This window comes from Marinobacter sp. DSM 26671 (genome assembly GCF_900112835.1).
GTDB classification, from domain to species: Bacteria; Pseudomonadota; Gammaproteobacteria; order Pseudomonadales; family Oleiphilaceae; genus Marinobacter; species Marinobacter flavimaris.
Window position 1 is genome coordinate 468,794 of the sequence record NZ_FONF01000001.1, and the last position, 24,501, is coordinate 493,294.

12 protein-coding genes are annotated in these 24,501 nt (G+C 56.5%); 1 reads left to right on the forward strand and 11 read right to left on the reverse strand.

Annotated elements, in window-relative coordinates; translation table 11 throughout:
• Positions 1-134: 134 nt before the first annotated feature.
• The 8 genes from BM035_RS22255 to BM035_RS01910 all read right to left on the reverse strand — a co-directional run bounded on the left by BM035_RS22255 (position 135) and on the right by BM035_RS01910 (position 20,421).
• Positions 135-686, reverse strand: a complete 552-nt coding sequence (locus BM035_RS22255) for a hypothetical protein (RefSeq protein WP_139216008.1) — start codon at positions 684-686, stop codon at positions 135-137.
• Complete coding sequence (locus tag BM035_RS01885; RefSeq protein ID WP_092030042.1) at positions 683-1,558, reverse strand: hypothetical protein; 876 nt, start codon at positions 1,556-1,558, stop codon at positions 683-685. Before BM035_RS01885 ends, BM035_RS22255 begins: the two co-directional genes overlap by 4 nt.
• Entirely contained in the window at positions 1,558-10,332 is an 8,775-nt protein-coding gene (locus tag BM035_RS01890; RefSeq protein ID WP_175497322.1) for a beta strand repeat-containing protein, read from the reverse strand. Before BM035_RS01890 ends, BM035_RS01885 begins: the two co-directional genes overlap by 1 nt.
• Entirely contained in the window at positions 10,283-15,055 is a 4,773-nt protein-coding gene (locus BM035_RS22585) for a hypothetical protein (RefSeq protein ID WP_175497323.1), read from the reverse strand. The genes BM035_RS01890 and BM035_RS22585 overlap by 50 nt, the downstream gene beginning before the upstream one ends.
• A gap of 144 nt (positions 15,056-15,199) precedes the next feature.
• On the reverse strand, positions 15,200-16,501 hold the full coding sequence (locus tag BM035_RS01895) for an HlyD family type I secretion periplasmic adaptor subunit (protein WP_092030045.1): 1,302 nt from the start codon (positions 16,499-16,501) through the stop codon (positions 15,200-15,202).
• Positions 16,494-18,224: a type I secretion system permease/ATPase gene (locus BM035_RS01900; RefSeq protein ID WP_217646297.1), complete on the reverse strand. Its 1,731-nt coding sequence runs from the start codon at positions 18,222-18,224 to the stop codon at positions 16,494-16,496. The genes BM035_RS01895 and BM035_RS01900 overlap by 8 nt, the downstream gene beginning before the upstream one ends.
• A gap of 173 nt (positions 18,225-18,397) precedes the next feature.
• A complete protein-coding gene (locus tag BM035_RS01905; RefSeq protein WP_175497324.1) occupies positions 18,398-19,558 on the reverse strand; it encodes a TolC family protein in 1,161 nt (386 codons plus the stop codon).
• 71 nt (positions 19,559-19,629) lie between these two features.
• Positions 19,630-20,421: a hypothetical protein gene (locus BM035_RS01910; protein ID WP_092030050.1), complete on the reverse strand. Its 792-nt coding sequence runs from the start codon at positions 20,419-20,421 to the stop codon at positions 19,630-19,632.
• Positions 20,422-20,693: 272 nt separating this feature from the next.
• Between BM035_RS01910 and BM035_RS01915 the strand changes: the two genes are divergently transcribed.
• Complete coding sequence (locus BM035_RS01915) at positions 20,694-21,095, forward strand: helix-turn-helix domain-containing protein (protein ID WP_092030052.1); 402 nt, start codon at positions 20,694-20,696, stop codon at positions 21,093-21,095.
• 64 nt (positions 21,096-21,159) lie between these two features.
• On the opposite strand, the gene BM035_RS01920 is transcribed toward BM035_RS01915, so the two are convergent.
• The 3 genes from BM035_RS01920 to BM035_RS01930 form a co-directional block, all read right to left on the reverse strand.
• The gene (locus BM035_RS01920; protein WP_092030055.1) at positions 21,160-21,576 is read right to left on the reverse strand and encodes a hypothetical protein; all 417 of its coding nucleotides are present in this window, start codon (positions 21,574-21,576) and stop codon (positions 21,160-21,162) included.
• A gap of 13 nt (positions 21,577-21,589) precedes the next feature.
• Positions 21,590-23,695: a GGDEF domain-containing phosphodiesterase gene (locus BM035_RS01925; protein ID WP_092030057.1), complete on the reverse strand. Its 2,106-nt coding sequence runs from the start codon at positions 23,693-23,695 to the stop codon at positions 21,590-21,592.
• Positions 23,696-23,761: 66 nt separating this feature from the next.
• Complete coding sequence (locus tag BM035_RS01930) at positions 23,762-24,289, reverse strand: hypothetical protein (RefSeq protein ID WP_139216009.1); 528 nt, start codon at positions 24,287-24,289, stop codon at positions 23,762-23,764.
• Positions 24,290-24,501: the final 212 nt, after the last annotated feature.

The following is a 24,501-nucleotide window of genomic DNA, read 5'->3' on the forward strand; positions in this document are numbered from 1 at the left end:
ATACTCCGTTGCCTTGCCATTGCATTACTTAATTTATGCACTCAATATGCGTATGAGTGTACTGATAAAAATACTCGAAACAAGTACTTTTCCGGCGCATAGTGTTACTTTTTGTTTCCACGCATGCCTATTTTTTACTTCCGGAGGTCCAGCTCACCGCTGATGCCGTTCTTGAGGTTGGTCAAGGCTTCAACCTGCTCCGGCCCGAGTGACGGGTTCTCGATGGCCTGCTGCGTAAGCTCTGCAGCCTGGACGAGGCCCGAGGTGCTCATGGCACTGACCGGAAAACTGCCTATAACCTGGGGCACACGGGCGGCCATGGCCGCTGGTACGGGAGGCGGAGCAGGTGTAACGGTTAACGGAATCGTTGTTGCTGCCACAGGAGGCTGAGGCGCCCCGGGCGCCGGCATACCAGCAGGCGGAGTGCCGGGCACTACCGGAGGCGCCACTGGTGTGGGTGTTGCGACCGGCGGCATAGGCGTCGGTACCGGGGTTGGTGCTGCCACGGGTGGCGCAGGTGAGGGAGTTGGCGCGGGCGCAGGCGTGGGAGCCGGTGTCGGCGCCGGCGGGGGTGGCGTGATAATAGCCGTTGGCGGTATGACGGACACCTGCCCGGCCAGGGCCTTACCCGCAATAACCACACCCAGCACCGCACCCATCAAAGCACTCTTCTGAAACACGCTCAAAACAGATCCTCCAGAAACCAGGAGCCGGTAATGATCCACCGGCGACCATCAAGGCGGTTGGTGGCATCGCCCACGCCCAGGGTAATCTGGGCGCTGTGGCTCAGGAACGGGCGAATACCCACACCCGCCATCCACTCATCCCCGCCCCAGGACACACTTGCTGAAAAACGGGAGGTTAAACCCACGCCTACGCCAGCGAACGCTGCCGGATCCCTTTCAATGTTTTTGATTGCGGTGCCATAACCGGCGGTGAGCATGAGCGGGGTATACCCGCTATCCGGGCGCAGGTTGACGATGGTGGAGCCGCTGATGAAGTAGTTGCGGTTGATGTCTTTGGCATCGCCCCAGCGCAAGCCGTTTGACACCCCCACCGCAACACCGCTCACGCCACCGGCCGTAATTCCGGGCAGATGCCTGAAGATACGGGCATTCACATTGCCATCTTCACCGAAATCCCGGGGGTCGACGCTGATAATGCCAATACTGATATCTGCCCCAATGCTGTCACGAGCGTCGCCGAACCCAAAGCCAAGGGCTCCGGAGCCGTCGGCATCGGAACCAGCCCGATCACGGGTGTCTGTCAACGCTCCGGCAACAAAAGCCGAGCCGCCCGGCAGACCAAAGCCACTGTTTATGCCAAATGTTGAAACACTGGGCGGTGGTGCCGACAGCATGCCCAGGGACTGAACCGAACCCGGTAGCTCGCTGAACGATGCGCTACCGGATGAGATCGGCTCACTCAGGCTTCGCAGGTAATCCAGAAACTCCTGTTCCGACATGGCGCCCTGGGCCTGCACCGCGGACGCTGGCAAAGCCAGCGCCAGACACAGGGCAGCCGTCCGGCTGCCCCGGGATTTGAACACCGTCGCCATTATCCCGTTACCTGTTGAGGGTCTTCGAAGTCCAGGAAGTTGGAACCGCTGACGCCCGCGAGGTCGGCCGCGGACAGATCGCTGAAGTTGGCAATCAGATCCGAGGTCTGCCCCTGGTCTTCGACACGGAACAGGCCAACACCCACATCCGCAAGGTCCGGATCGTCCAGCCCCGAAGGATCTGCCAGCACAAACAGTGTCTGCCCCTGCTGAAGGGCTCCCTCAACCGCCAGGGTTGTTGCTTCGTCCGGCTGCGTAGTGAATACCAGCAGGCCGATGTCCTGGCTGAGGGTATCGTCATCAGCGAAGGCATCAACAATTTGCACACCAGAGGCGAAGTCTGTCGGCAAACCTGTCAGATCAACGATGTCACCTCCCTGGGCGAGTTCGTCGAAGCTGAAATTGAGCAATTCAGCGCCCTGACCATTCGACACGGTCGCCGAGAATGCAATTGTGTCGGAGCCTCCGTTCGCCAATTCGAAGTTGGCCAGATTATCTCCTTCCAGAGGTGCGCCATCCGAGAGCGCCTGGAACAACGAATCCGGGATCTCAGTCAGGTTTCCACTGGCAATATCGAAGCGAGCCGCCCCTGAGGGATCCGGCGTATTTGGCGTAACAAGCGCATAAATTCCCTGCGGGTCCTGCTGAGCCAGATACAGCAAGTCCGTTAGCTCGCCGTCAATGCTGGCATTGGTCAAAGCACCGGTGGTGACATCCTCGGAAACGAACCAGGACGATATCACCTGATCCTGCGCCAGATCCTCCAGCGCGAACACGGCGGTGTTTTTACCTTCCACACCCGGCAGGTAGCCTTCGCCAATCAGGACCTGATTGGTTTCCAGAGTATCGAGTTGGCCACCGGTAATGTCGGAGATGGTCCAGCTCTCTATCAGATTATCCGCGCTGGTGAGCGACTCACCACCGGAGTTGGCCAGCAGGTTTGCCAGAGCCGCAACGTTGGTGATGTCGACACGGTGGATCGTGGGAGGCTGATCCTGAGTGACGTTCAGCGGGTCTGCGCCGGGGTCGCCGGTTACGGTGATTTGCTGAACGTACACGGCGTTGCTATCCGCCGACCCAAGGGAGCGCATGAAGACGCCCTCACCTGTATTGAACGCCTGATCCGCCAGCACACCGCCTTGCTGGTCCAGCAGCAACCAGTGCTCATACCCTATCGGGAAGTCTTGCGTTTCCAGCACATCCGCGCGTACCAGCCATCCGCCTGCGGGCAGCTCCTGAACCGCATAGCGGTCTACCAGTTCAAAATCCTGACCCGGTTGCAGTTGCAGGGCTTGAGCAACCACGGTCTGGAAGTCGGGTTCGAGTGGCGCATCGGCGGGGGGTGCGAAGATGTCAGTCTCGTTCAACAAGCCGATATCGAACAGCGTTTCCAGTTGGGACTCAGTAAATCCAATCAACCCCAGCGGAACACCGACCGGATTGTCCAGCCGGAAGGTGTTGCTGTCATTAACCGTCGTCAGCGCCGTGTAGAAACCGAAACCCTCTACCACACTTCCAACGTCGTTACGGATCACGATACCAACGAAACCATCATCCGGGGTTGTAGCGGTTATACCGGTCTCCAGGGTGTTACCGGTAATAACCGCTTCACCGCTAATGCCACCGGTCAGTGCGATACCCTGCAGCTGCCCTTGCTCTCCAACTACCTGGTAATCAGAAAGTGAGAGATTGAGGGCTGTGAGAGCCTCAATAACGGCCTGCGAGGATTCTGCCCAAGTAGTGGTGTTACCAGTGACCGTCAGATCGGTCACCTTGCCCTGAATGTTGATAAGACTGAAGAAGTCCCGAGCCGAGTAAACCTGGTCTGCCGCAGCCGTAATCGTGTTGTTGGTCACGACGAGGTTGGTGACCTGACTGTCGTTCAGCACCGAGACGTTGATCGCGCCATTGAAGCCGGACACCGAACGGCCGGTACCGTCCAGAACGCCCGTCGGATCGGCATTGATAAAGTCTTCAAACACGTTATTGCTGATGGTGAAGTCGGCAAAACTGTAGGCTTGGTTTCCTTCGCCGTAGAGCTGGATACCACCGCTGTTGTACTGGCCGGTGTTTCCGGTGATGGAGACATCGCTGTTGGTGCCTTTCACCTCAATCCAGAAGTTTCTGCCAAAGTAGGTGCCGCCGTAGCCGTCTGCACCATAGCCATCCGGGCCGTCGGTATTGGCGTCGCCGTAGCCGAAGCCATTGGCCTCGAGGAGTGCATCCGCGAGGCCATCAAAATCCGCCCCGCCGGCGTGCACACCGTGGAAGAACTGGTTATCTTCAACCGCAGTGTTCTGCAGCGAAGACACGTACAGGTGGCCGGCCGCCGGGCGCCAGAACACGTTATCGGAAATCGAGCTGTCCGCGAGGCCGCTGAGGTACAGTGCCCCTCCGGCACCGTCGATCATGCCGCCGATCAGGTTGTTCTCGATGACCCAGTTGCTGGCTACGGGTTGACCCACGTAATCGCCATCGCCATTGAAGCGCGGTGCGCTACTACCGGTGTATCCCGTCAGGTAGCTGTTCAGTAACTGGAAGCCGTCCAGGCCGCCTCCACCCTGGGTAAGCAACGATTCATCCCAGTCCAGGGGGCCATCCGGATTGTGCAGGCGCACCCCGTCGATCACCACATTCGCTGCAGCAATCGTAAGCTTGCCATTGATCCAGGATTCGTCGTTGGTTCGCACCCCGTCGGTAAGATCCGGGAGCGGGTTGCCTTCGGCATCCACCAGGGCTTCGCCGGCATTGGCGCCATTGATGGTGAGGGACTTGTCGATTACCACGTTCTCGGTGTAGGTGCCCGAGGCGAGGGTCAGCGTATGCCCCTCACTGGCGGCAGCTACTGCTTCGGTCAGGCTGCTGTAGCTCACACCCAGGTCTTCGTTGGTGACCGTGTCCACATCCGGCTGCAGGGTCGCTTCGAGCGGCGCTGAGGCAGCACTGGTGTTGCCAGCTGCATCAGTGGCGCGGGCTGTGAGGGTGTAATCACCATCCGGGAGGTTGTCCGGTGTAAAGACGAAGCCGCCGCCCTCGGCAGTGGCGAAGCCAAGGCTGGTGGTACCGTTGAATACCTCCACGGTGCTCCCGGCCTCGGCGCTGATTGCCAGGGTCAGATCACTTGTAATGTTGTCACCAGGCACACTGGTATCGTTTACCAGTTCCAGGGTCGGTGCGTCGGGCGCCTGGGTGTCCAGCTGCACTGAGATCTGCTCGGCCGGGCTGGCGTTGCCCCGGCTGTCGGTAGTGATGACGGACAAGGTATAGCTGCCATCAGCCAGTTCCGGAGTGAACTGGTAGAAACCGGGGGAGCCTTCAACCGGTGTCGCTTCGCCCAGCAACTCGTCTCCGTTGAACACTTCAACCACACTGTTCTCGCGGGTACTGATGCGCAGCTCAGGATTGTTGGTAATGTTATCACCGCCGACACCACTGTCCGCGACCAGGGCCACGGTAGGCGCGGGGGGTGCACTGGTGGCCAGGGTAAAGCTGATACTGCCGGCGACGCTGGTATTGCCCGCAACGTCGGTGGCGGTGGCTGTCAGGTTGTAGGTACCGTCCTCAAGACCGGGGCTGAAGCTGTAAACACCGGGTGCCTGTTCTGTGGCGGTTCCCAGGTTCTCGGTACCGTTGAACACGGTGACCACACTGCCTGGCTCGGCGTTTATGGTGAGTGTGTCATCGTTACTGATACCGTCACCCTCAACGCCGCTGTCCACGGCCAGCGCGAGCGTTGGTGCCGCCGGTGAGGTGCTGTCTACAGAAACAGTGCCAAGATTGCCGGCCACACTGGTATTACCGGTTTCGCTGGTCTGCCGGGCCAGCACAGTGCCTTGCGGGTAGCTGCCTTCTTCGAGGTCAAAGCTGTTGCCCTCTCCGGTGATCCAGTTTTCGCCACCATCGACGGAGTACTCCCAGCTGGCGCCGGTCTGCAGGTTGCCAACCGTGACGGTTCCGTTACTGGTAATGCCATCGCTGTTTTCAGCACCGGTGTCTTCCGCAAGCGCCAGGGTGGGTGCCGGAGGCGGAGCCAGGTCGATGGTGAACGTCTGCTCAACGATGCCTGAGTTGCCAGAGGCATTGGTAACAGAGGCCGTAAGCGAGGTTTCACCGTTACCCTGGTCGGTCAGACGGTTCTGGGGCAAGGTAACGGACCACTGGCCCTGGGCATCGGTGGTGGCGGTGAACTCGGTCTCACCGAGTGTCACTGTAACCTCAAGGCCTTCCAGCGGTGACGCTTCGGCATTGGTCACCGTACCGGTTACTTCAACGCCGGCCTGCGCTTCCCCGGTATTGACGACATTATCGTCTGTCAGGTCGTTGACCGTAATGGACGGAATATCCTGTACGCGGGTAATGGTATCCGCGATACCACTGAGATCTGCATCCGGTGCTTCATCCAGCCCGATGATTTCCAGGCTGCCGTCACCGGTGACAGAACGGCCGTCCAGCTGCGCAGCACTGAGAGTGGCATTTGCGCCTGCCGCCAGTTCAATAGCAGCTTCGGCCAGGGTGGCGACGGAAAGATCCACGGTAACGCCTTCGGCAATGCTGACGTTGGTATCGCCTTCCACAAGCACCAGAGACAGATCGACAGCGGCATCATCCTGATCGACTGTCAGAGCCAGGTTGCCGTTTCCGAAGATAACCAGATCCGCAAGTACATCCGGCGAGAGTGTGAGGGTTGCACCGGCCGGCACCGTGACCAACGCGCCATCCGGCAATGGCAACGTCCGGGTAATGGATTCGGCCACATCAATCTCAACATCGCCGGTAACCGCCAGGGCACCAAAATCGGCACCCACGCTGGCGGCATCCAGCCCACCGATGCGCACATTGCCCTCTCCGGTAACCGATACACCGTCAAGCAGCGCGGCAGTGGACGAGAAGGTGGCATTGGCACTGACGCTGACACTGAAGGTACCCAGATCGCCACCGAGTACCGGCACCGAGTTAGTTACTTCCAGGATCTGGTCACCGGTGTTTTCAACACCGGACAGGTCCAGCTGCCGGTCTGACAAAGAACCCGGATTGACCAGCGTGATATTGCCTTCACCGGAGACCGCACGGCCGTCGATATTCACCGCCGACGTTGTCAGAGTCTGTCCGGCTCCGATTTCGACGGCGCTGTCACCGAACCTGCCGGTAAATTCGCCTTGCGGCGTGTTGCTGTCCAACACGGTCGTGACATTCAGGCCGGTGTTGGCTCCGACACCGGTCAGATTGGCAGACAGGGAATCGAGCAAGATGGTGACCCTGCCGTCGCCGGAAAGGTTCAGGCCGGACGCCTGGCTGGCATTGACAACCAGAGTGGCACCAGCTGGTACGGTCACACTGGCATTTGCCAGGTTGGTGGTGCCGGTGACATCGAGAGTTTCCCCCCCGGCCACTACGATATTAACGGTATCTGCGGAGACTCTTGAGAGATCGGCGCTGAAATCACCGGTGGCACCGGAAATGGTCAGAGAGCCTTCGCCCGAGACCCTTGCGCCGTCCGCCTGGGCGGCTGAGAGTGTCAGCTCCGCACCGGGTTCCAGGTTCAACGCCCCGGCGGTAAAGTCGAAGGTTACGTTGCTGTCGCTTGTGTCGAGTGATTGATTGAGAGTTATGGAGTTAGCGAGCTTGATCGTCTCGACGGTTTCAATGCCGAGAGCATCAGCGAACTGACTCGCTGTAAAGACAGTGACTTCTACCGGCGTATAGTCGCCGTTAAATATGTCGTCCTCAACGCCACCCACAGTAACCGTCAGGAGAGATTCGGTGTTGGTCGGCAGGATGAAGTCAGTGCCTTCAACGAACCCATCAGGGAATGCCACGATGGGCGGCGTTGCACCACCGGGCTCGAAGTTACCCAACAGGTTCAGATCGATTGCCGGTTTTCCGTCAGTCAGAGTACCAGTCACTTCAATTGAACCAGCACCTCGGAGGGCGGAGTCCGGATTATTTTCAAGATCAGCAAGCTGATCCGAGAACTGATCGGCAGAGAGGACCAGCGTGGAGTTGATCTGCACGATGGTAACCCCGGAGTACTCGGTCAAGCCGGCTATGCTGACGACACCGTTGCTGACTTCGAGCACGTTGGTGCCTTCGCCCAGGTTGATAGTACCGGTAAGGTTCAGCTGACGATTATCTTCTCCGGGCCCGAAATTGAAGCGCAGAGTGTCGTCTCCGCCCAGGGTGGAGACATTCACTGCCAGGTCGGCACTCGTTCCGCCGCCTGCAAAGAGGCCACTGACGTCAATGGTGAGCGAGTTGGTCCCCTCGTTTCCTGTCAGCGTCAGTTGCTCCGCCTGTTCAGGCAAAAGCGTGAAGACGGAGGAACTGGCCAGCGTCAGGTCGGAGATGTCCGGATCCAGCGTTGCGCCGGTGAGGTCAACGCCGTTTACGGTCAGGTTGCTGACATCCAGCGCAGCAGAGCCATTGCCATCAGCGGCAACCGTTCCGGTTACAGCCAGGGTGCCGCTGCCTTCGATGGTACGGCCATCCACCGCGCCCGAATCCAGAGCCAGGGTTCGGCCCTCTTCCACTGTAAAGCCCACCGAAGCAGGATCGCCGGCGTTGCCGGTAAACTCGACGCTGGAGGTAACCTGCACTTCGGTGTTTGCGGTGATGCCGCTGAGGTCAGCGTCTGGTGTTTCAGAAAGATTGGAGATGATCAGATTACCATCGCCAGAGATCGTCAGACCGTTGGCCTGGGCGGCCGTGAGGTTCAGGGTTGCACCAGCTGCAACCTGATAGGCATCCACGGCATTCAGGTCAGGATTGGATCTGAGATCCAGGGACTGATTAACGCTTGCGGTAACATCAAGTGCATCGGCAAAGCCAGACAAGTCTGTGTTTTCTGCAAGGTCGGTAACCGATACCCCGCCACTGCCGGTGATAGTTAGACCGTCCAGTTGAGCGGCACTGCCTGTGAGGCTCGCACCCTCTGCCACTGCGAAACCGGCGGCGTCGGTGCTGGCACCGGCCTCCAGGCTCAGATTGCCACTGTTGACACTGACCTCGGCACCGCCCAATTGCCCGGTAAAGGTCACATCGGTGCCTGTTCCGGCATTGAAATTGGCTTCAACATTGCCGGTGGCAGTGATGGCAGACAAATCTGCGTCGGGCGTGGCTTCAAGGGCTGCAATCTGAACTCCACCCTCACCGCTGATGATTCGCGCGTCTGCCTGGGCTGCCGTCAGTGTGAGCGTTGCGCCCTGGTTGACACCGATCAGCAGGCTGCCAAGGTCGGTATTGGTATTGAGCGAGACGTCCTGGTTGACGGTAGTGGCCACTTTACCGTCTGCGACGGTAATCGCGGAGAAATCATAATCCTGATCGTCGAGGCCGGTAATGACCACCGAGGCGGTGTCGGCAGCGGTAATGGTTGTGGCCGTGGCCAGATCCGCAGGGAGAGTCAGTCGGCTGCCTGAATTCATCTCTACATCAGACAGATTGCGAAATACTGCTTCCTGGTCATTGGTCAGGGTCGTCAGGTTAAACGATGAATCCTGAAGCAAGAGGGTCTCGTTGCCGGCACTGACAGCCAGCGCCTGCTCCACTGTTTCAAACTGAGCATCAACGCCACCCACAATGAGCGGGTCCGCCTGCACAACAGAGAGGGGCTGAGAACTGAAGGCCGCCAACGGCGAGTTGCCGGCCAGGTCACTGATTCCGGTTCCGACACTGACCACACCATCTGTAATACCGGTATTACGGATGACAGACACGTCTGCCCGATACGTTTGACCATTGGTACCCGCCACCACGGACAGACTGGAAAGGGCCAGACTCTCCGGCAGCGTTATATCTGTTGCGGTGAACTGATACGGCGCCTCAGAAAAGCTGAAGGTGACCGACTCCGTCTGTCCGAGCTCCAGGTTGTTCAGCGCCGTCGCGTCGATAACAACCTCCGGCAGCGTCTGATCGACGGTAACAGTGCCCAAACTGCCAGCGGTGCTTACATTGCCGGCAGCGTCGATCTGGCGGACCTGAACGTCACCATCGGCATAGTCGCCCTCATCCAGGGAGAAGCCGGTTCCATTACCTTCAACCCAATTCTCGCCACCATCAACCGAGTACTCCCAGGTGGCTCCAGCCTCCAGACCAGACACAGCCAGGGCGCCATCACTGGTGACACCATCGCTGCCACTTACACCGGTATCGTTAGCGAGCGATACTGTCGGGGTGGATGCAGCGGTGTCCAATGTCACCGCAATACCCGGGGATACGGCACTGGTGTTGCCAGCCGCGTCTGTGACAGTTGCAGTTAGGGTGTAGCTGCCATCCGCAAGCCCGGTCGGCTCGAAGGTAAAGGTACCGGCATTGTCGGGATCTTCCTGTGCCAGCCCGAGGGAGGTTTCGCCATTGAACACTTCGACCGTTGAGCCTGCTTCAGCGGTGATCGACAGGGTTGAATCACTGGTGAGGCCGTCCGTTGCGCTCGTACCCGTGTCGCTGGCCAGAGCAAGAGCCGGCGCGTCGGGCGCAACCTGATCAACCTCGAAGGCCCCCAACGCGCCCGGATCGCCGGTATTACCGGCCACATCAATTTGCCGGGCCAGAACCGTTCCGGTTCCGTATTGCCCCGGTTCCACAGTAAAGCTGACACTGCCGGGCTCTGGGTTCAGCCAGTTAAGACCGCCATCAACGGAGTATTCCCAGCTGGCGCCCTCCTCAAGCCCGGAGATCGTTACCTCACCGTTAGTGGTCACCCGGTCATCATTTGCAGTGCCCGTATCTTCAGACAGGGCGACGGTCAGCGGGTCGGGTGCTGTGGTATCGAGTGCCACCGCCTGCGTCCAGGATATCGTTGAGCTCGGCCAGTGATGCGTCACCATCGATTCTGATAACCTCAGCCTGCTCCAGAATGGTTTCATTTCCTTCCGCTGCCAGCTCTTCTGGAGAGTCAAAAAGATCGAAGGTGTATAAGGCTTCATCATTGCTGGAAAAGTTGGAGGCGCCGTTTAGCACTCTTGCCTCGGCGGAGGTAAGTTCGCCAAGATCTCCGGAGGCATTTGTCAGCTCGTAGCCCTGCTCATTCACATTGGCAATGAGTTCGTCGTTTTCTGGATCGGACAGATTTGCCAAACTGTCTTTAAGTCGATAGTCAATGTCGGCAAGGCCTCCATCAAAGCTCTCCATAATCGTGCGAAGCTGCTCGATACTGGCTTCGTCTGACAGTTCCAGTCTGGCGGCGCCTGCCAGCACGGCGCCGGGATTCTGCAGCCCGGCATACTCTCCGGCTGTCCCGATGAGGGTTCGGTCCAGCGAGGTGTAATCATCAGCCTGTTGTTCAGCCAGCGCCGAGGCTACCTCCAGGCTCAGCTCCAGACGGCCGCCGTCGGCAGTGCTCACCGCATCAAAAGCCTCAAGCTCCGCTGGATTGCCCAGCTTCAGAACCAGCCCCTCGCCGAGCCGGAGTTCGGCAACCGTGTCCAGTCCTGCCGTGCCTTCCAGCGTCTGGGGCTGGTCGCCATCGTTGATCAGCGTCACACTGGTCAGGCGTCCCTGATCCGGATCGCTTTGGCCAAGGATGCCGTCCTCCAGGGCCTTGAACTGAGCAAGGGTCAGCGTCAGATCTGTCGGCACGTTAGAATCGCCGGAAACAGAGGCAATGCCGGACAGGTTCCCAGCGCTCAGATCCACCTCGCCCCGGGTCACCAGATTGACCGTGCCCACGGTGGCGGCCAGGTTGTCATCTGCGGTCAGTGATCGGTCAGCCAGAATCAGAGTAGTGGTACCGCCACTCTCGTCGGTTTCAGCCAGACGGAAGGCGATGGCCTCGTCACTCGGAAGCGTCAGGATGTCGCTGCCGGAGCCGTTGGTGTAGGTGACCTCGTCTACGTTGGACAGCCCGGACAGATCCAGGTCAACACCGGCATTCTCTCCGGAGCCATTGATCGTCAGACTCGTGATCTGTTGGCCCTCTGACAATGCGGGCAGATTCGCCACCTGATCGGCGCCCAGCTCCACCTCATCAAAGGTCATTGCCGAGCCTCCAGCCGAGGCCAGCAAATCCGCAACCGATTCACCGGACGTAACAGTATCCATAATCCGGTAACTCGCCGGAAACGCGATCGCTTCGCTGGCCTGAAACACGTCTTGCAGTGCGGCGGCGGTATCGGCAACCGCCACCTCACCAAACACCGTTTCGCTAAAGTTCGCAGCCCCCAGCAGAGCCAGTGCCTGATTGGCATTCAGACTGCCCAGCTCTGCCGGTTCGTCCGTAACCCGATACCCTTCCTCATTCACACCATCGACCAGCGCCGAGTTGGCCGGATCCGTCAGATTTTCCAGGGAATCCGACAGTCGATAATCTATGACAGAAAGTTCGCCGTCGAAGGCGGACACGATGGTCTGAATCTGCTCAAGGCTTGCCTGGTCAACCACTTCGAGCTGCTCTGCGCTCCCAATCAGCACATCGAGGTTGTCCGTCGATGTAAATCGTTCCGTCGTATCTACAATGATTCGGTTGAGCCCCTGGTAGTCGTCCTGCTTTGCCAACACTGCTTCGGCTGAAGCCAGACTCAGCTTCAGGTATGAATTCTCCCGAGTAACCACCGTGTCAAACGCAGCGGCGTCGGCCGAATTAGCAAGGTTAAGGGTCACTCCGGCGCCCAATGTGATGTCGGCAATACTATTCAGTCCTGCTGTGCCCTCCAGTATCTGAGGCTGGTCGCCGTCGTTGATCAGCGTCACACGGGTCAGGCGCCCCTGATCCGGATCGCTCTGGCCAAGGATGCCCTCGTCGAGAGCGTTGAACTGATCGACGCTCAGGGTCAGGTCGGTTGAAACCTCGGAATCGCCGGAAACAGAGGCAATGCCGGACAGGTTCCCGGCGCTCAGATCCACCTCGCCCCGGGTCACCAGATTGACCGTGCCCACGGTGGCGGCCAGGTTGTCATTTGCTGTGAGTGATCGGTCAGCCAGAATCAGGGTGGTGGTACCGCCACTCTCGTCGGTTTCAGCCAGACGGAAGTTTATGGCCTCGTCACTTGGAAGCGTCAGGGTGTCGCTGCCGGAGCCGTTGGTATAGGTAACCTCGCCCACATTGGTCAGCCCGGACAGATCCAGGTCGACACCGGCGCCCTCTCCCGAGCCATTGATGGTCAGACTCGTGATCTGTTGGCCCTCTGACAATGCAGGCAGATCCGCCACCTCATCGGCGCTCAGCTCCACCTCATCTAAGGTCATTGCCGAGCCTCCAGCCGAGGCCAACAGATCTGCAACCGATTCACCGGACGTAACCGTATCCGTGATCCGGTAACCTGCCGGAAACGCGATCGCTTCGCTGGCCTGAAACACGTCTTGCAGTGCGGCGGCGGTATCGGCAACCACCACCTCACCAAACGCGGTTTCGCTGAAGTTCGCAGCCTCCAGCAGAACCAGGGCCTGATTGGCATTCAGGCTGCCCAGCTCCGCTGGTTCGTCCGTAACCCGATACCCTTCCTCATTCACACCATCGACTAGCGCCGAATTGGCCGGATCTGTCAGATTCACCAGGGAATCCGACAGGCGATAATCTATGGCAGAAAGTTCGCCATTGAAGGCAGACACGATGGTCTGAAGTTGCTCGATACTGACTTCGTCTGTCAGTTCCAGTCTGGCCGCGCCTGCCAGCACGGCAGCGGGGTTCTGCAGCCCGTCATATTCACCGGCTGCCCCGAAGAGGGTTCGGTCCAGCGATGCATAGTCGTCACTCTGTTGTTCAGCCAGCGCCGAGGCTACCTCCACGCTCAGCTGCAGACGGCCGCCATCGGCAGTGCTCACCGCATTGAAGGCTTCCAGTTCTGATTCATTGCTCAGCTTCAGAACCAGCCCCTCGCCGAGCCGGAGTTCGGCAACCGTGTCCAGCCCTGCCGTGCCTTCCAGCATCTGGGGCTGGTCGCCGTCGTTGACCAGTTTGACACTGGTCAGGCGCCCCTTATCCGGATCGCTCTGGCCAAGGATGCCGCCCTCCAGGGCCTTGAACTGAGAAAGGGTCAGCGTCAGATCTGTCGGCACGTTAGAATCACCGGAAACAGAGGCAATGCCGGACAGGTTCCCAGCGCTCAGATCCACCTCGCCACGGGTCACCAGATTGACCTTTCCAGCAGTAGTAGTCAGGTTGTCATCTGCGGTCAGTGATCGGTCAGCCAGAATCAGGGTGGTGGTACCGCCACTCTCGTCGGTTTCAGCCAGACGGAAGGCGATGGCCTCGTCACTCGGGAGCGTCAGGGTGTCGCTGCCGGCGCCGTTGGTGTAGGTGACCTCGTCCACGTTGGACAGCCCGGACAAATTCAATTCGACCCCGGGATCCGCATCAGAGCCATCAATGACAAGACTGGTAATTCTCTGGCCATCAGAAAGTGACGGCAGGTCTTCCAGTTGCTCAATGGGTAGCCTGACCTCAGTGAGAACCACCGAGGGTGTCAGGCCCTCTGTCGCACTCAAAACCAGTTCGACAAGAGCAGCGTCTGATATGGGGTCGATTTTGATCACTTTAATGGAGGCAAAGCCCAGCCCGGACTCCGCCAGAACCTGTATGTCCCCGGCGCTTCCGGAGAGCGTCACCTGTTGTGCTGCTATTGACTCGAAGGAATCGGCCTCCCGTGTTCTGACGTTCTGATCGGCGAGTACTCTGGCCAGTGCAGAGCCCAGCTCGGCGTTACCGGTGTCCGGATCGGTGAACATTGATTCAAGGAAATCGGGATCGGTCACTAGGTCAGCAAGGGAGACGTCAGATTCCGTTGCAAGGGTATCGGCAAGGGACTCAGCCAGTGAATAGCTACCATCAGTACCGGCCTGATTCAGCATGTTCGCTATTTGCACACCAGCTCGGTATACCTCAAGGTTTTCTGTACCAGCCGCCAAAGGGTCGAGAGTTGTCAACTCAACTTCGCCAAGACCAAACGTTTGTGACACTTTTGCGTTGGCGTTGTCCAGCGTCATTTCCTGCCCGGCAACCAGTGCTTCGACCAGCGTGGTAAGGGGAGTAACAACGCCGGCCCCTTCCGGTGCACGCAACTGGCCCAAAAATGGCATACCGGTAGCCAGATCAATGCCGCCCTCGGCCACTATCGCCCCTTTACCCGTTAATCCATTAAATGCGCCTGTTTCATCGGTTAAAACGGTATTGCCACTTTCATTAAGTCGGGAGACCGACGCCCCTTCAATGTACCCATCGATCACATAGCCCTGATCGGTAATCTCCGGACCGACAGAAACCGAGGACGAGGAAGAACAGGCGGCCAGAGGCAATATCATCAGACTAATGCCTCCGGCACGGGTGGCGTCTTTATGCCTGACAAGCCATTCTCTGACGAAGCGTGCCCGATCGGAATCATTCTTCGGAAAAGTAACCGGGGTAACCTGGTAAGGAGACCGATCGTTCGGCTCCAGGAAATCAGATAGCTCTACACCATCAACCACCAATATACCCGCAATGTATTGGCCTCCGAAAAAGGCCGGTCGGCATTCCCCCTGAAGAATGGTTGGCAGAACAGATGACTCAGGCTGGCCTGGCTTGCGCATTTTGACAATCTCCTTTTAGTCGAACAGACCGTCTCTACTCAAAAAGAGTAGTACTGTGTTATTTTTGTCCTGGATCAAAACCTAACCAAAACCTAAATTAGGTTGCTACTTAAATGGCTTGAAACTCTTAACTCAATCTGAAAGTCAGTCCCGAAGCGCTCTGTCCCTGACTTTCACCACCGGCTCCATCAGGTACGCCATTACCGTGCGTTTTCCACTGAGAATATCCACCTCAGCCACCATTCCGGGAATGATATCCAGCGGCCGGCCATCCGCATCTTTAAGGCTGTCTCCGGTGGCTACCCGGACGGGGTACATCAGTTCCTCGCTGTCCGGCACCTCAACGGCGTCTGCACCTATCATGGTCAATTTCCCATCCAGGCCTCCGTATCGGGCAAAGTCGTAGGCTGTAAGCTTGATGCGAACCGGCTGGCCCGGGTATAAAAAACCGATATCTTTGGGGCGTATGTAAGCTTCCACCAGCAATTTATCGTCCAGCGGTACGATTTCCGCCAGGGGCTCCCCCGGCCCAGCAACACTGCCAAGGGTGTTGACATGTAGTGTATTGACCATGCCATCCACCGGGGAGCGGATGATCGCTCTCGCGACCTGATCAGCGCGGGCTGGCAAGGTCTGTTCCAGTTCCGCCATTTTGCTAGTGACCTCGCTGAGATCCGACAGGGCTTCAGCACGGAATTTCCGGTAGACCGCCCGGCGTTCTGACTCAACTTCCTGAATAGCCGAGGTCAGCCGCTCAGCCGCATAGCCGGCCCGCTCAACTTCGCCCTGTAATTCCAGTTCTGTCCTTTGCAGCTGCAGCAGTGTTGTCTTGGGCTCCAGCCCCTGCCGGACGAGGGGTTCCATAATCGACATTTCGTCGCGGGTGAGGATGACGGCTCTGCGCGCCGTTTCAATACTGACCCGGTTTTCCGCCAGTTCCTGTCGCTTCTGATTAAGACGGCGATCCAGTACCTCAATATCGCTTTCCAGTTCGGCCAGCCGGGCCCGGTAAAGCTCCCGTTCCGAGGCGCCCAAGCCCGGCGCCTGTTGTTCGAGCTCCGCAGGAAACTCCAGCTCGATATCCGGTTCATCTATCGCCAGTACTTCCGTACGCAGACGCTGTGAACGAGCCATCAGGGCATAGTAACGTTGTCGGCTCTCTTTTAAGGTGCCTTCAAGTAGCGCCACATTGAGAACCATCAGCACGTCGCCCTGTTTTACGGTTTGCCCCCGCTGCACCTGGATACTCTCAATAACGCCACCTTCGAGGCTTTCGACAACCTGAAGACTGCGAGAAGGAACCACTTTGCCCTGGCCACGGGTTACTTCATCAAGTTCTGTGACCGATGCCCAGGTCCAGGCAGTGGCCAGGAACGCGATAATGACCGCAAGCAACAGACTGCCTGCAATCGGCCTTGGTTTTGCTTTACGGTTGGCTTCAGACATCACCGTGCGCCCTGAACTGTTGCGAGCCGGCTTCTGTAACCACAGGCTTGATAACCTGCTGCCGGGGACCATCAGTGGCCACTTTGCCGCCATCCAGAACAACCACGCGGTCTACCAACTCGAGAATACTGGGCCGATGGGTCACCACAATCAGGGTCATCCCCGGATCCAGACTCTTCAAATTGTTGATGACTGTTTTTTCGGACTGAACATCCATCGCGCTGGTGGGCTCGTCCATTATGAGAACCGTTGGCGACCCCGTGAGCGCCCGGGCAATACATATCTGTTGACGCTGGCCGCCCGACAGTCCTTCACCACGCTCGCCGACGACCAGGTCGTAGCCATGGGGATGGCGGGCAATGAATTCGTGAGCACCGGACAAAGTAGCCGCTTTGAGGATGGCTTCGTCACTGATGTTCTTGTCGCCCAGAGCTATATTTTCCCGGAGCGTTCCGGAGATCAGCCAGGACTCCTGCAGGACACTGCGCAGGTTATGTCTGAGGTCGACCGGATCTATCTGACGGATGTCTGTGTCATCTACCAGCACAGCGCCTGAATCGGGCTGGTAGAGCCCCAGCATCAGGCGCGCAAGCGTACTTTTACCCGACCCGACCTTGCCGAGCAGTGCCACTTTCTCACCGGGCTCTATGGTCAGGTTAACGTCAGACAAGGCCGCTTCGCTCTGATCCGGATAACGGAAGCTGACACCGCGGAGTTCCAGCTTGCCCTTTAACTGCGGCCGACTGAAGAACTGTTTTCCTTCGGGCCGCTCCGACGGCAGATTCATTAGCTGGTCAATCGCTTGGTACGATGTTCTGGCCTGATTAACCCGTGTCATGGTCTGGGCGAGCTGGGCCAGAGGGGCCAGAGCACGCCCGGTCAGGATGACGCAGGCGATCATTGCGCCCATGGACACGATACCGTCACCCACCAGAAACACGCCGTACACCACGATGCTTACCTGGGCCAGCTGCTGGGTAAATGCCGTGGAGTTGAGGGCAAACTGCTGGATGCCACGCCCTTTTCGGCTGAATTCCGACTGATGCTCGAGGGTATCCTGCCAACGAGCTCTGACCAGATCGGCAGCGCCGGATGTTTTGATGGTCTCCAGACCGGAGATCGCTTCCACCAGGACACTCTGCTTGTTGCGGCCTTCTTCAAAGGCGTTGTTGCTTAGCCTTAACAAAAAGGGCTGAACCGCCATCCCCACCAGCAATACTGTCGGAACGGCAAGCAATGGAACGATAAACAGGGGCCCTCCGATCAGGTAAATAACCCAGATAAAGAAAAGTATGAACGGCAGGTCCACAATGGCCGCCAGGGACGCCGAAGCAAAGAAATCCCGGAGTGTTTCAAATTCCCTCAGAGTGTTGGCAAACCCACCGGAAGAGCCCTTGCGTGCGCTCATCTGAAGTTGCAGCAGATGATCGAAGATTCGCTCACCCAGACGGATATCAGCATACTGCCCTGCCCGCTCGATGAAAGCAGAACGCAGCATCTTCACAACAAAATCAAATAGCAGTGCCAACCCAACACCCGCTGTCAGCGCAACGAGTGATTCGATCGCTTCGTTGGGCAGGACTCTGTCGTACACCACCATGATAAACAGGGATGTTGACAGCCCCAGCAGGTTTGTCAGGGCCGCAGCAAGAATTACCTGGAAGTAAATCCAGCGGTTATCCGCGAGGGCACTGAAAAACCAATGTGACGATTCAGTTCGCATGGACATCCCCTGAGCCCTGTAATTCAGTGCCCCTGGCTTCATCAAAAATGGGGAGAAGCTCTCCGTGGATCTGAAGGAGGCTGTAATTGGCCAGATCGTAATCAAAAGATGCGTTCACCAACCGACGACCGGATTCAAATACGTCCCTCTGAGCATCCAGGACATCACCGAGACTAACGCCGGCCAATCTGGAACTGGGCTTTGTACGCATCCAGTACCGACCTGTCAGCGGCCAGGCTTTCGGCGGCAAGTGCCATCTCCTCTTCGCGAGTAGTGATGGCGTTTCGTGCTGTCTGCTCCTGCCGAGTAATTTCCCGCAGGAGAACCTGTTGCTGGTACTCGCCCTGCGCCTGCCGGGCTGCCGCCTGTCTGGTGCGCGCTGACTGTGCCCCTCCCGAGTACAGCGGGTAATCGACAGAAACCAGGACCGCGAGATCGTCTTCTGCGAGGTCGCTGTCGTCAACATCAAACCGCCTGCCCTGCAGTTCCAGAGACAGTTTGGGCAGACTGTCACGAGCTGCTCCAAGCGCTGCGAACTTGGCCGATTCGGTTTTTTGCCGGACGGATTGGTAACGGGGATTGGTAGAAAGTATCTGAGACTCAGAGGGCAGCTCCTGAACAGGCTTCAGAAACCCAGGTGCCACTCGGTACAATTGTTGCGAGCGCATCTGGAATCGCTCATGGTAAATTCTTTCGGAACTTCGTAACTGCCCGTTGATTGTCGTCAGGGCCGTTCGAGCGGCCACCCACTGGCTGCGCGCCCGCAGTAAATCTGCTTTTGAACCGGCGCCGGCCTGAACCCTCTCTTCTACTTGCTCCACAAGAACTTTGTGCTCTTCGACGTTGGTCAAAGCAAGCGATTGTAACGCTTGGTTACGGGCAACCTCGTAATGGGCGCTGATCAGATCAAGTACCAACTCCTCCCTGATCACTCTCCGTTGCCACCGCTGGGCTTCAATCTCAAGATCTGCGGCGGCAACTTTATACCCCGAGGCACCGAAGTCATACAAAAGCTGCGAGGCCGTGACAACGGCATCCAAACGGTTACCGCTATCAAAGGCCGTCCGGTCTGCGGAGACGATGTCGGAACGGTTCTCAAAACCAAACCGGATCTGAGGCAGGCGTTGGGCAGCAACCTCAGTGCGGCGCTGCGCCAGTTCTTCCAGGCGGGACTTCTCGAGAAAGAGCTCTGGTTGCGCGTTCAATGCCTCAAGGACAATAGTCCTGAACTCGGCAAACCTCGTTTCCGGCAAGTTTAGTGACTCAGCGTTGGCAACTCCACTAATGAGCGCAGTAGCCAGCCACAGCCAGAGAGCGACCTGATGTTTCGACATAGTGAATTCCATTTTCTCAGCACTTCTGACACGCCCTTACTGAGCATATCTGGCGTAGAGCAATCCCTTAATCAGACGTAAACATCGTCGTCTGATTGCCGTAGACTGAAATAAGCAATCGGAAGAGAAGAAACAAATGACTCCTGCCATTCATTCTGGACGCCTTCGAGAACGACAATCTTCGCTTCCTCATGGATCAGAGAGCTGAGGCGGGTGACCTGCTCGAAGTACCTGGAATGGTCAAACGAATTTTCGCTGGCGCCGATTCCCAACCATTCGGGAGTAATCGATACTGCGGACACCGCCCTCTCCACAACGAGCGTATTATCCGACCCCGGATCCGTAAGAACAGGGTTACGCATGATCAGCTTCACGCCGTGATCGCCAAGCGTGTAAAGAACCTGCCGAAATTCCCGGAAGTCTCTGATGAAAGCCAGATCGGAAGCGTCAAACGCCACGCAAAAACCGAATCCCTGCCTTTTTACTTCCTCCGTCGCTCTGGTAAGCGCACTGGTAAAGCGCTCTATCAGGAGCGCCTGTGGCTGCAATCCCATGATCACGCGCGACTCGACACCAAGCCCCCTGACCTCTCCGCCGGTATGGGAGCTCAGCGCTGAACGGGCACACGCTGTCACGATCCTGTTTAAAAGAACAATGTAAGTCTCAGCGTTGCGTACAACACCGCTCACTCCGCGAGAAGAAAGGCTGCGATTCGACTCAAGCTGCACCGAATAGCCCACTAGATCACCGCGCCGGCTGTATATACTCTTGCCGACAAGCGGCTTCTTTTCGTGTTTTTCGCTAAAAGGCGCTGCTGGCTGATATACCTTGGCGGCCTGGTCGGACAAATTATTGCGTAACATTGATCAAGCCTCAGTGAGTACGGTCAGAGGTCAAGGGTTACTCGGAAACGTACGTTACGACTCACTATTTTTAATCTCTACGACTAAAGTGTGACGCAGTTTTGATTTTCATGCCTAGATTTGACTATACTGCATATCAGGACATGCAAAGCCGAGTACCAATATACGCAAAGTTAGTACATCGGATTGGCATCTGTCAATTATTCTAATTCTTTTCGAGGGGCCTACCCGTGACTCAGAATGACACCGGAGTTAAAACAGTTCTCTCAAGGATGAAAACTATCTATGGCGTTGAAAAAGACGCAGAGTTGGCCAGGGCACTGGATATCAGCCCTCAAACCCTGAGCTCGTGGCGTCAGCGCTCTGCCATTCCCTACGCTCTGTGCGTAGAGTGTGCGAAATCCCGTGGCGCATCACTTGACTGGCTCTTGTACGGTGAAGGGCAAATGATGCGAGACAGGGAACGCGAGAAGCACGTTACTCCCATTGAAACTACTTCCGGACAGGAAGGCGATGTCAAAATGGAAATACTGAATGTGCTTGAGGGACTCACACCTGAAGACCTTGAAGACATCCTGAGTGAAGCGGCACACCGTAAGCGCCTACGCACCCTGGAACAACGTTTTGAACACCTGCAGTCTCAATTCTTTGGAGATGAAAAACAGGCTGTTTGATGCATTTACGACAGGTATAAAGAGGTGCTGACAGAAAGCCGTTCACCCTGAATGGCTTTCTGGCTCAGGATCTCTTGATTAAGATCCCTTGGTGTCCCTCCCTCACAATGAGACTCAAATGGTCACCAGGCTCGACCGGGACGCTAAGGGCATGGATCGCTGAAGAATTCTGAGTGGAATCTTGATAACAGAGAATGATTTTTCTATCGATGTCGCCCCCGAAATCACGGCCAACACCTGCGATTTGCTTACCGCCTTGAGACTGAAACCCGTTACCACGAACCAGCCCGCCATCATTTGGCGTCACTTTATTCAGAGACACGTTTATCAGCGCAGACGCAACAACCGTCAAAAACAACAGAATAACGACAAAGCCGTAACGGTGTGCAACCAATAAACCATAAAGAGCTACACAGCCTAGAAAAACGACCAGACCGAAAATGGCCAGCACCAGAGAATCGCCGCCTTTTCGAGCAAACATTACCGGCCCGCCACTAATCCGCCATCTCGCTGACGGCAACAATCAATTCGCTCAGCATCAATACCACCTCGCGTACATCAACCGAGACAGCATTACCACTCTCTTCATTGCCTGCAGGCATTCCCTCAATCAGCCTTCGAACCGACCGTTTGATAAGTTCAAGTTGAACCCGCTTCTCGGGCGAATCCGCTATGTTATTTTCCACTTCGGACATTGATTCCAAAAACGCTTCGAGATTGCCTCTTTGGTGATTAAGAGTTTTCTTCTGGTGGATAGTCTGCGTGAGCATTTCTTTCAACAGGGTTTTATGTTCGGTTAATGCGAAAGAAAAGACCTCTGCGCTCTGCTCATCTGTCAATCCTGCATCCAATTCAGCAACCTGGCTTGGCACATATCTTTGCAGATAATGGATGAAGTCCGGCTCGGAAAGAGGCTTCGAAATGGCATAGCCTTGAGCTCCTGCACATCCAAGCGCCTTAAGCAGATTGAACTGTTTTGCGCTTTCGACACCTTTTGCATAGACGCTAACGCCATTCTGAGAGGCAAACTCGACTATGTTCTGAACGATAAACATGCTCCCGAGATCGTCTTCCAGATTGGAGACGTAACTCTGGCTGATCTTAATGCTCTCGATTGGCAATCGCGTCGCATTGAACAGCCTAGTATCTCCCGCACCAAAGTCGTCTATTGAAAACCTGATACCCTTGCTGCCAAGTGTCCTCATCGGTTGGGCTAGTGAATTTATGTCCGGCAACTTACTCAGGTTAATGACATCAATACTAAGCCGACTTACGACAGTTGGTTCGAAATTCGATAGCACTGAAACGGCTCGCTTGAAGAATATTTCATCAGCCAATTGACGGGCACCGATGTTAATACACAGCCGGATATCCATCTCTCGGCTCGCCCACCCTTCAATGGTTGATAGCGCAAGGTCAAGCACCCATAAGCCAACTTCGTCGTAAACCGACATTTCCTGAATATACTCAAGAAATTCAATCGGCCTCTGCACACCTTTCTCGGGATGCGCCCACCGCAACAAACCTTCAGCAAAGCCAACGTCACCAGTAGAAAAGCTAATCACTGGCTGAAAGTTCAGGCTGAACTCGCCTCGCCTAAAGGCATCAACAACTTCTTCGACTTTTTGAGTATTACCTGCAGGCTGTTCCATCTTATCGCTGTAAACAACAAACCGATTACTGCCTTCCAGCTTGGCTCTCAGAGCGGCTTTTCGTGCCTTGGCCAACAAGTCTTCCGCACGAAGTGAATCCCAGATATCTCTCACATAAACCCCGGCATTTACAGAAAAGGTAAACGAAAAGCCATGCACGACGAATTCATCGGTCAATGCTTCGTACACACCACGGAAAACTTCTCTGAAGTCATCTCTGCCATTCAGAATGACCAGAAACTCATCGCTGCGATAACGGGAAACGAAAACCCCATCTTCAATCCAGGGCCTGAGACGAAGGGCCATTGATGAGATAAGGTCATCAGCGAGATCGCTCGGAAAGTTCGCTGATTCCTTTCGCCATCCATCAAGTGAGAAAAGCGCCACTGCAAGGTCCCTGGACCTCCGGGAGAGGCTGTGGCACAGGACTTCAAGCTTTCTTTCGGCTCCGAGTGTATTGGGAAGTCCGGTCACCGCATCCGTCAGCGGCCGGGAGACAGAACTTTCCTGGTCGCGCGACGCGGCCGGAAGGGACCTGAAAAGCAGTATGAGGTAGCAGGCACCCTTGGCATCCATGCTGTTTATGCCAAACAATTCGAATGTTTTACCAGCTTCAGCTGGGGCGAGACTCACGCCCTTAATCGGGTTATTGTTTTTCAGTTCGGCAGGTACGTCAGCCAAACCTATCAAAGCAGGCATTGTTAGGCTTGAATCGAAAACCTCGTCGAACTTTTCGCCGATGATTTTCAATGGGCTCATTGAAAGCTCTTCAATCGCCAACCTGTTCGCGTCAGTAATGCGAAACTCTCCGAAGGCCTCAATGACAAGGCCTGGCAAAGGCAATTCATAGAAAGTACGAGCATAGAAAAGCGGGTTACTGGAAAGCGAAAAGTCCCCAGTAATGACGTTCGTCCCTGCCAACGGCTTGCCGCCTTTGATGAGCTTCATACCACCGTCCCCCAAATTCCCCGCATACGATTCTTCCCTGCCTGTAGACTGTTATGCATGCATTGACTAGACGATGACTTGCGATCCGGAGATGCTGCCACTGAAGGCGTGAAAGGGAATCCCTTGTAAAACGTCCCGTTGCCAGGTTGTTTTGACATCCTCCATTACCACCACCTTTCGATGTTCATGAATGGCTTCACTGAGCATTTTTACTCCGGTTTCAAACTTGACAGGGTTGTAGGCTCCGTACTTGTCACCAAGTCCCAGGGCTCTTGGAGAAACCATCAAACCCGATACGCTGCGCTCAAGAACACTTCGCAAATTTCTGCCGAGTTTCTGACTAAGGGTGCCGACAAAAAATACCTCAATGCCCTGATCTTCCAGAACGTAAAGAGCCGCCCTAAAACTTCTCAGAAACCCAGCGTCGCTCGAGGAAGGCTCTGAAAAGGCAACGAATACCCTTACACCCACCTTCAGCAAAAGCTCAGCGGTCTGCACTAGTTGCTGCTGAATGCCTTCGCTGCAAAGAGCCACCGCTTCGGTCCTGAAAATAACGGAATCGCCCCGGCTAGCATCCAACTCATCCGATGCCACGGGATCCTTCGCACTCGACCGGTATACGGATGAACCAATTCGCCCAATCCTGGATGCCAGGAATTCTACGCACTCGGAATCCTGTTCGTCCGACATCCCCAGGCAAAAGCCGCCATCGACACCACATGAAGTGCTCAAGTCGAAAACATACCCCCGCAGACGATTGTCGCGCCCTGTTAGAGGCATCCCTCTGATGGGATCGGACGGACTTC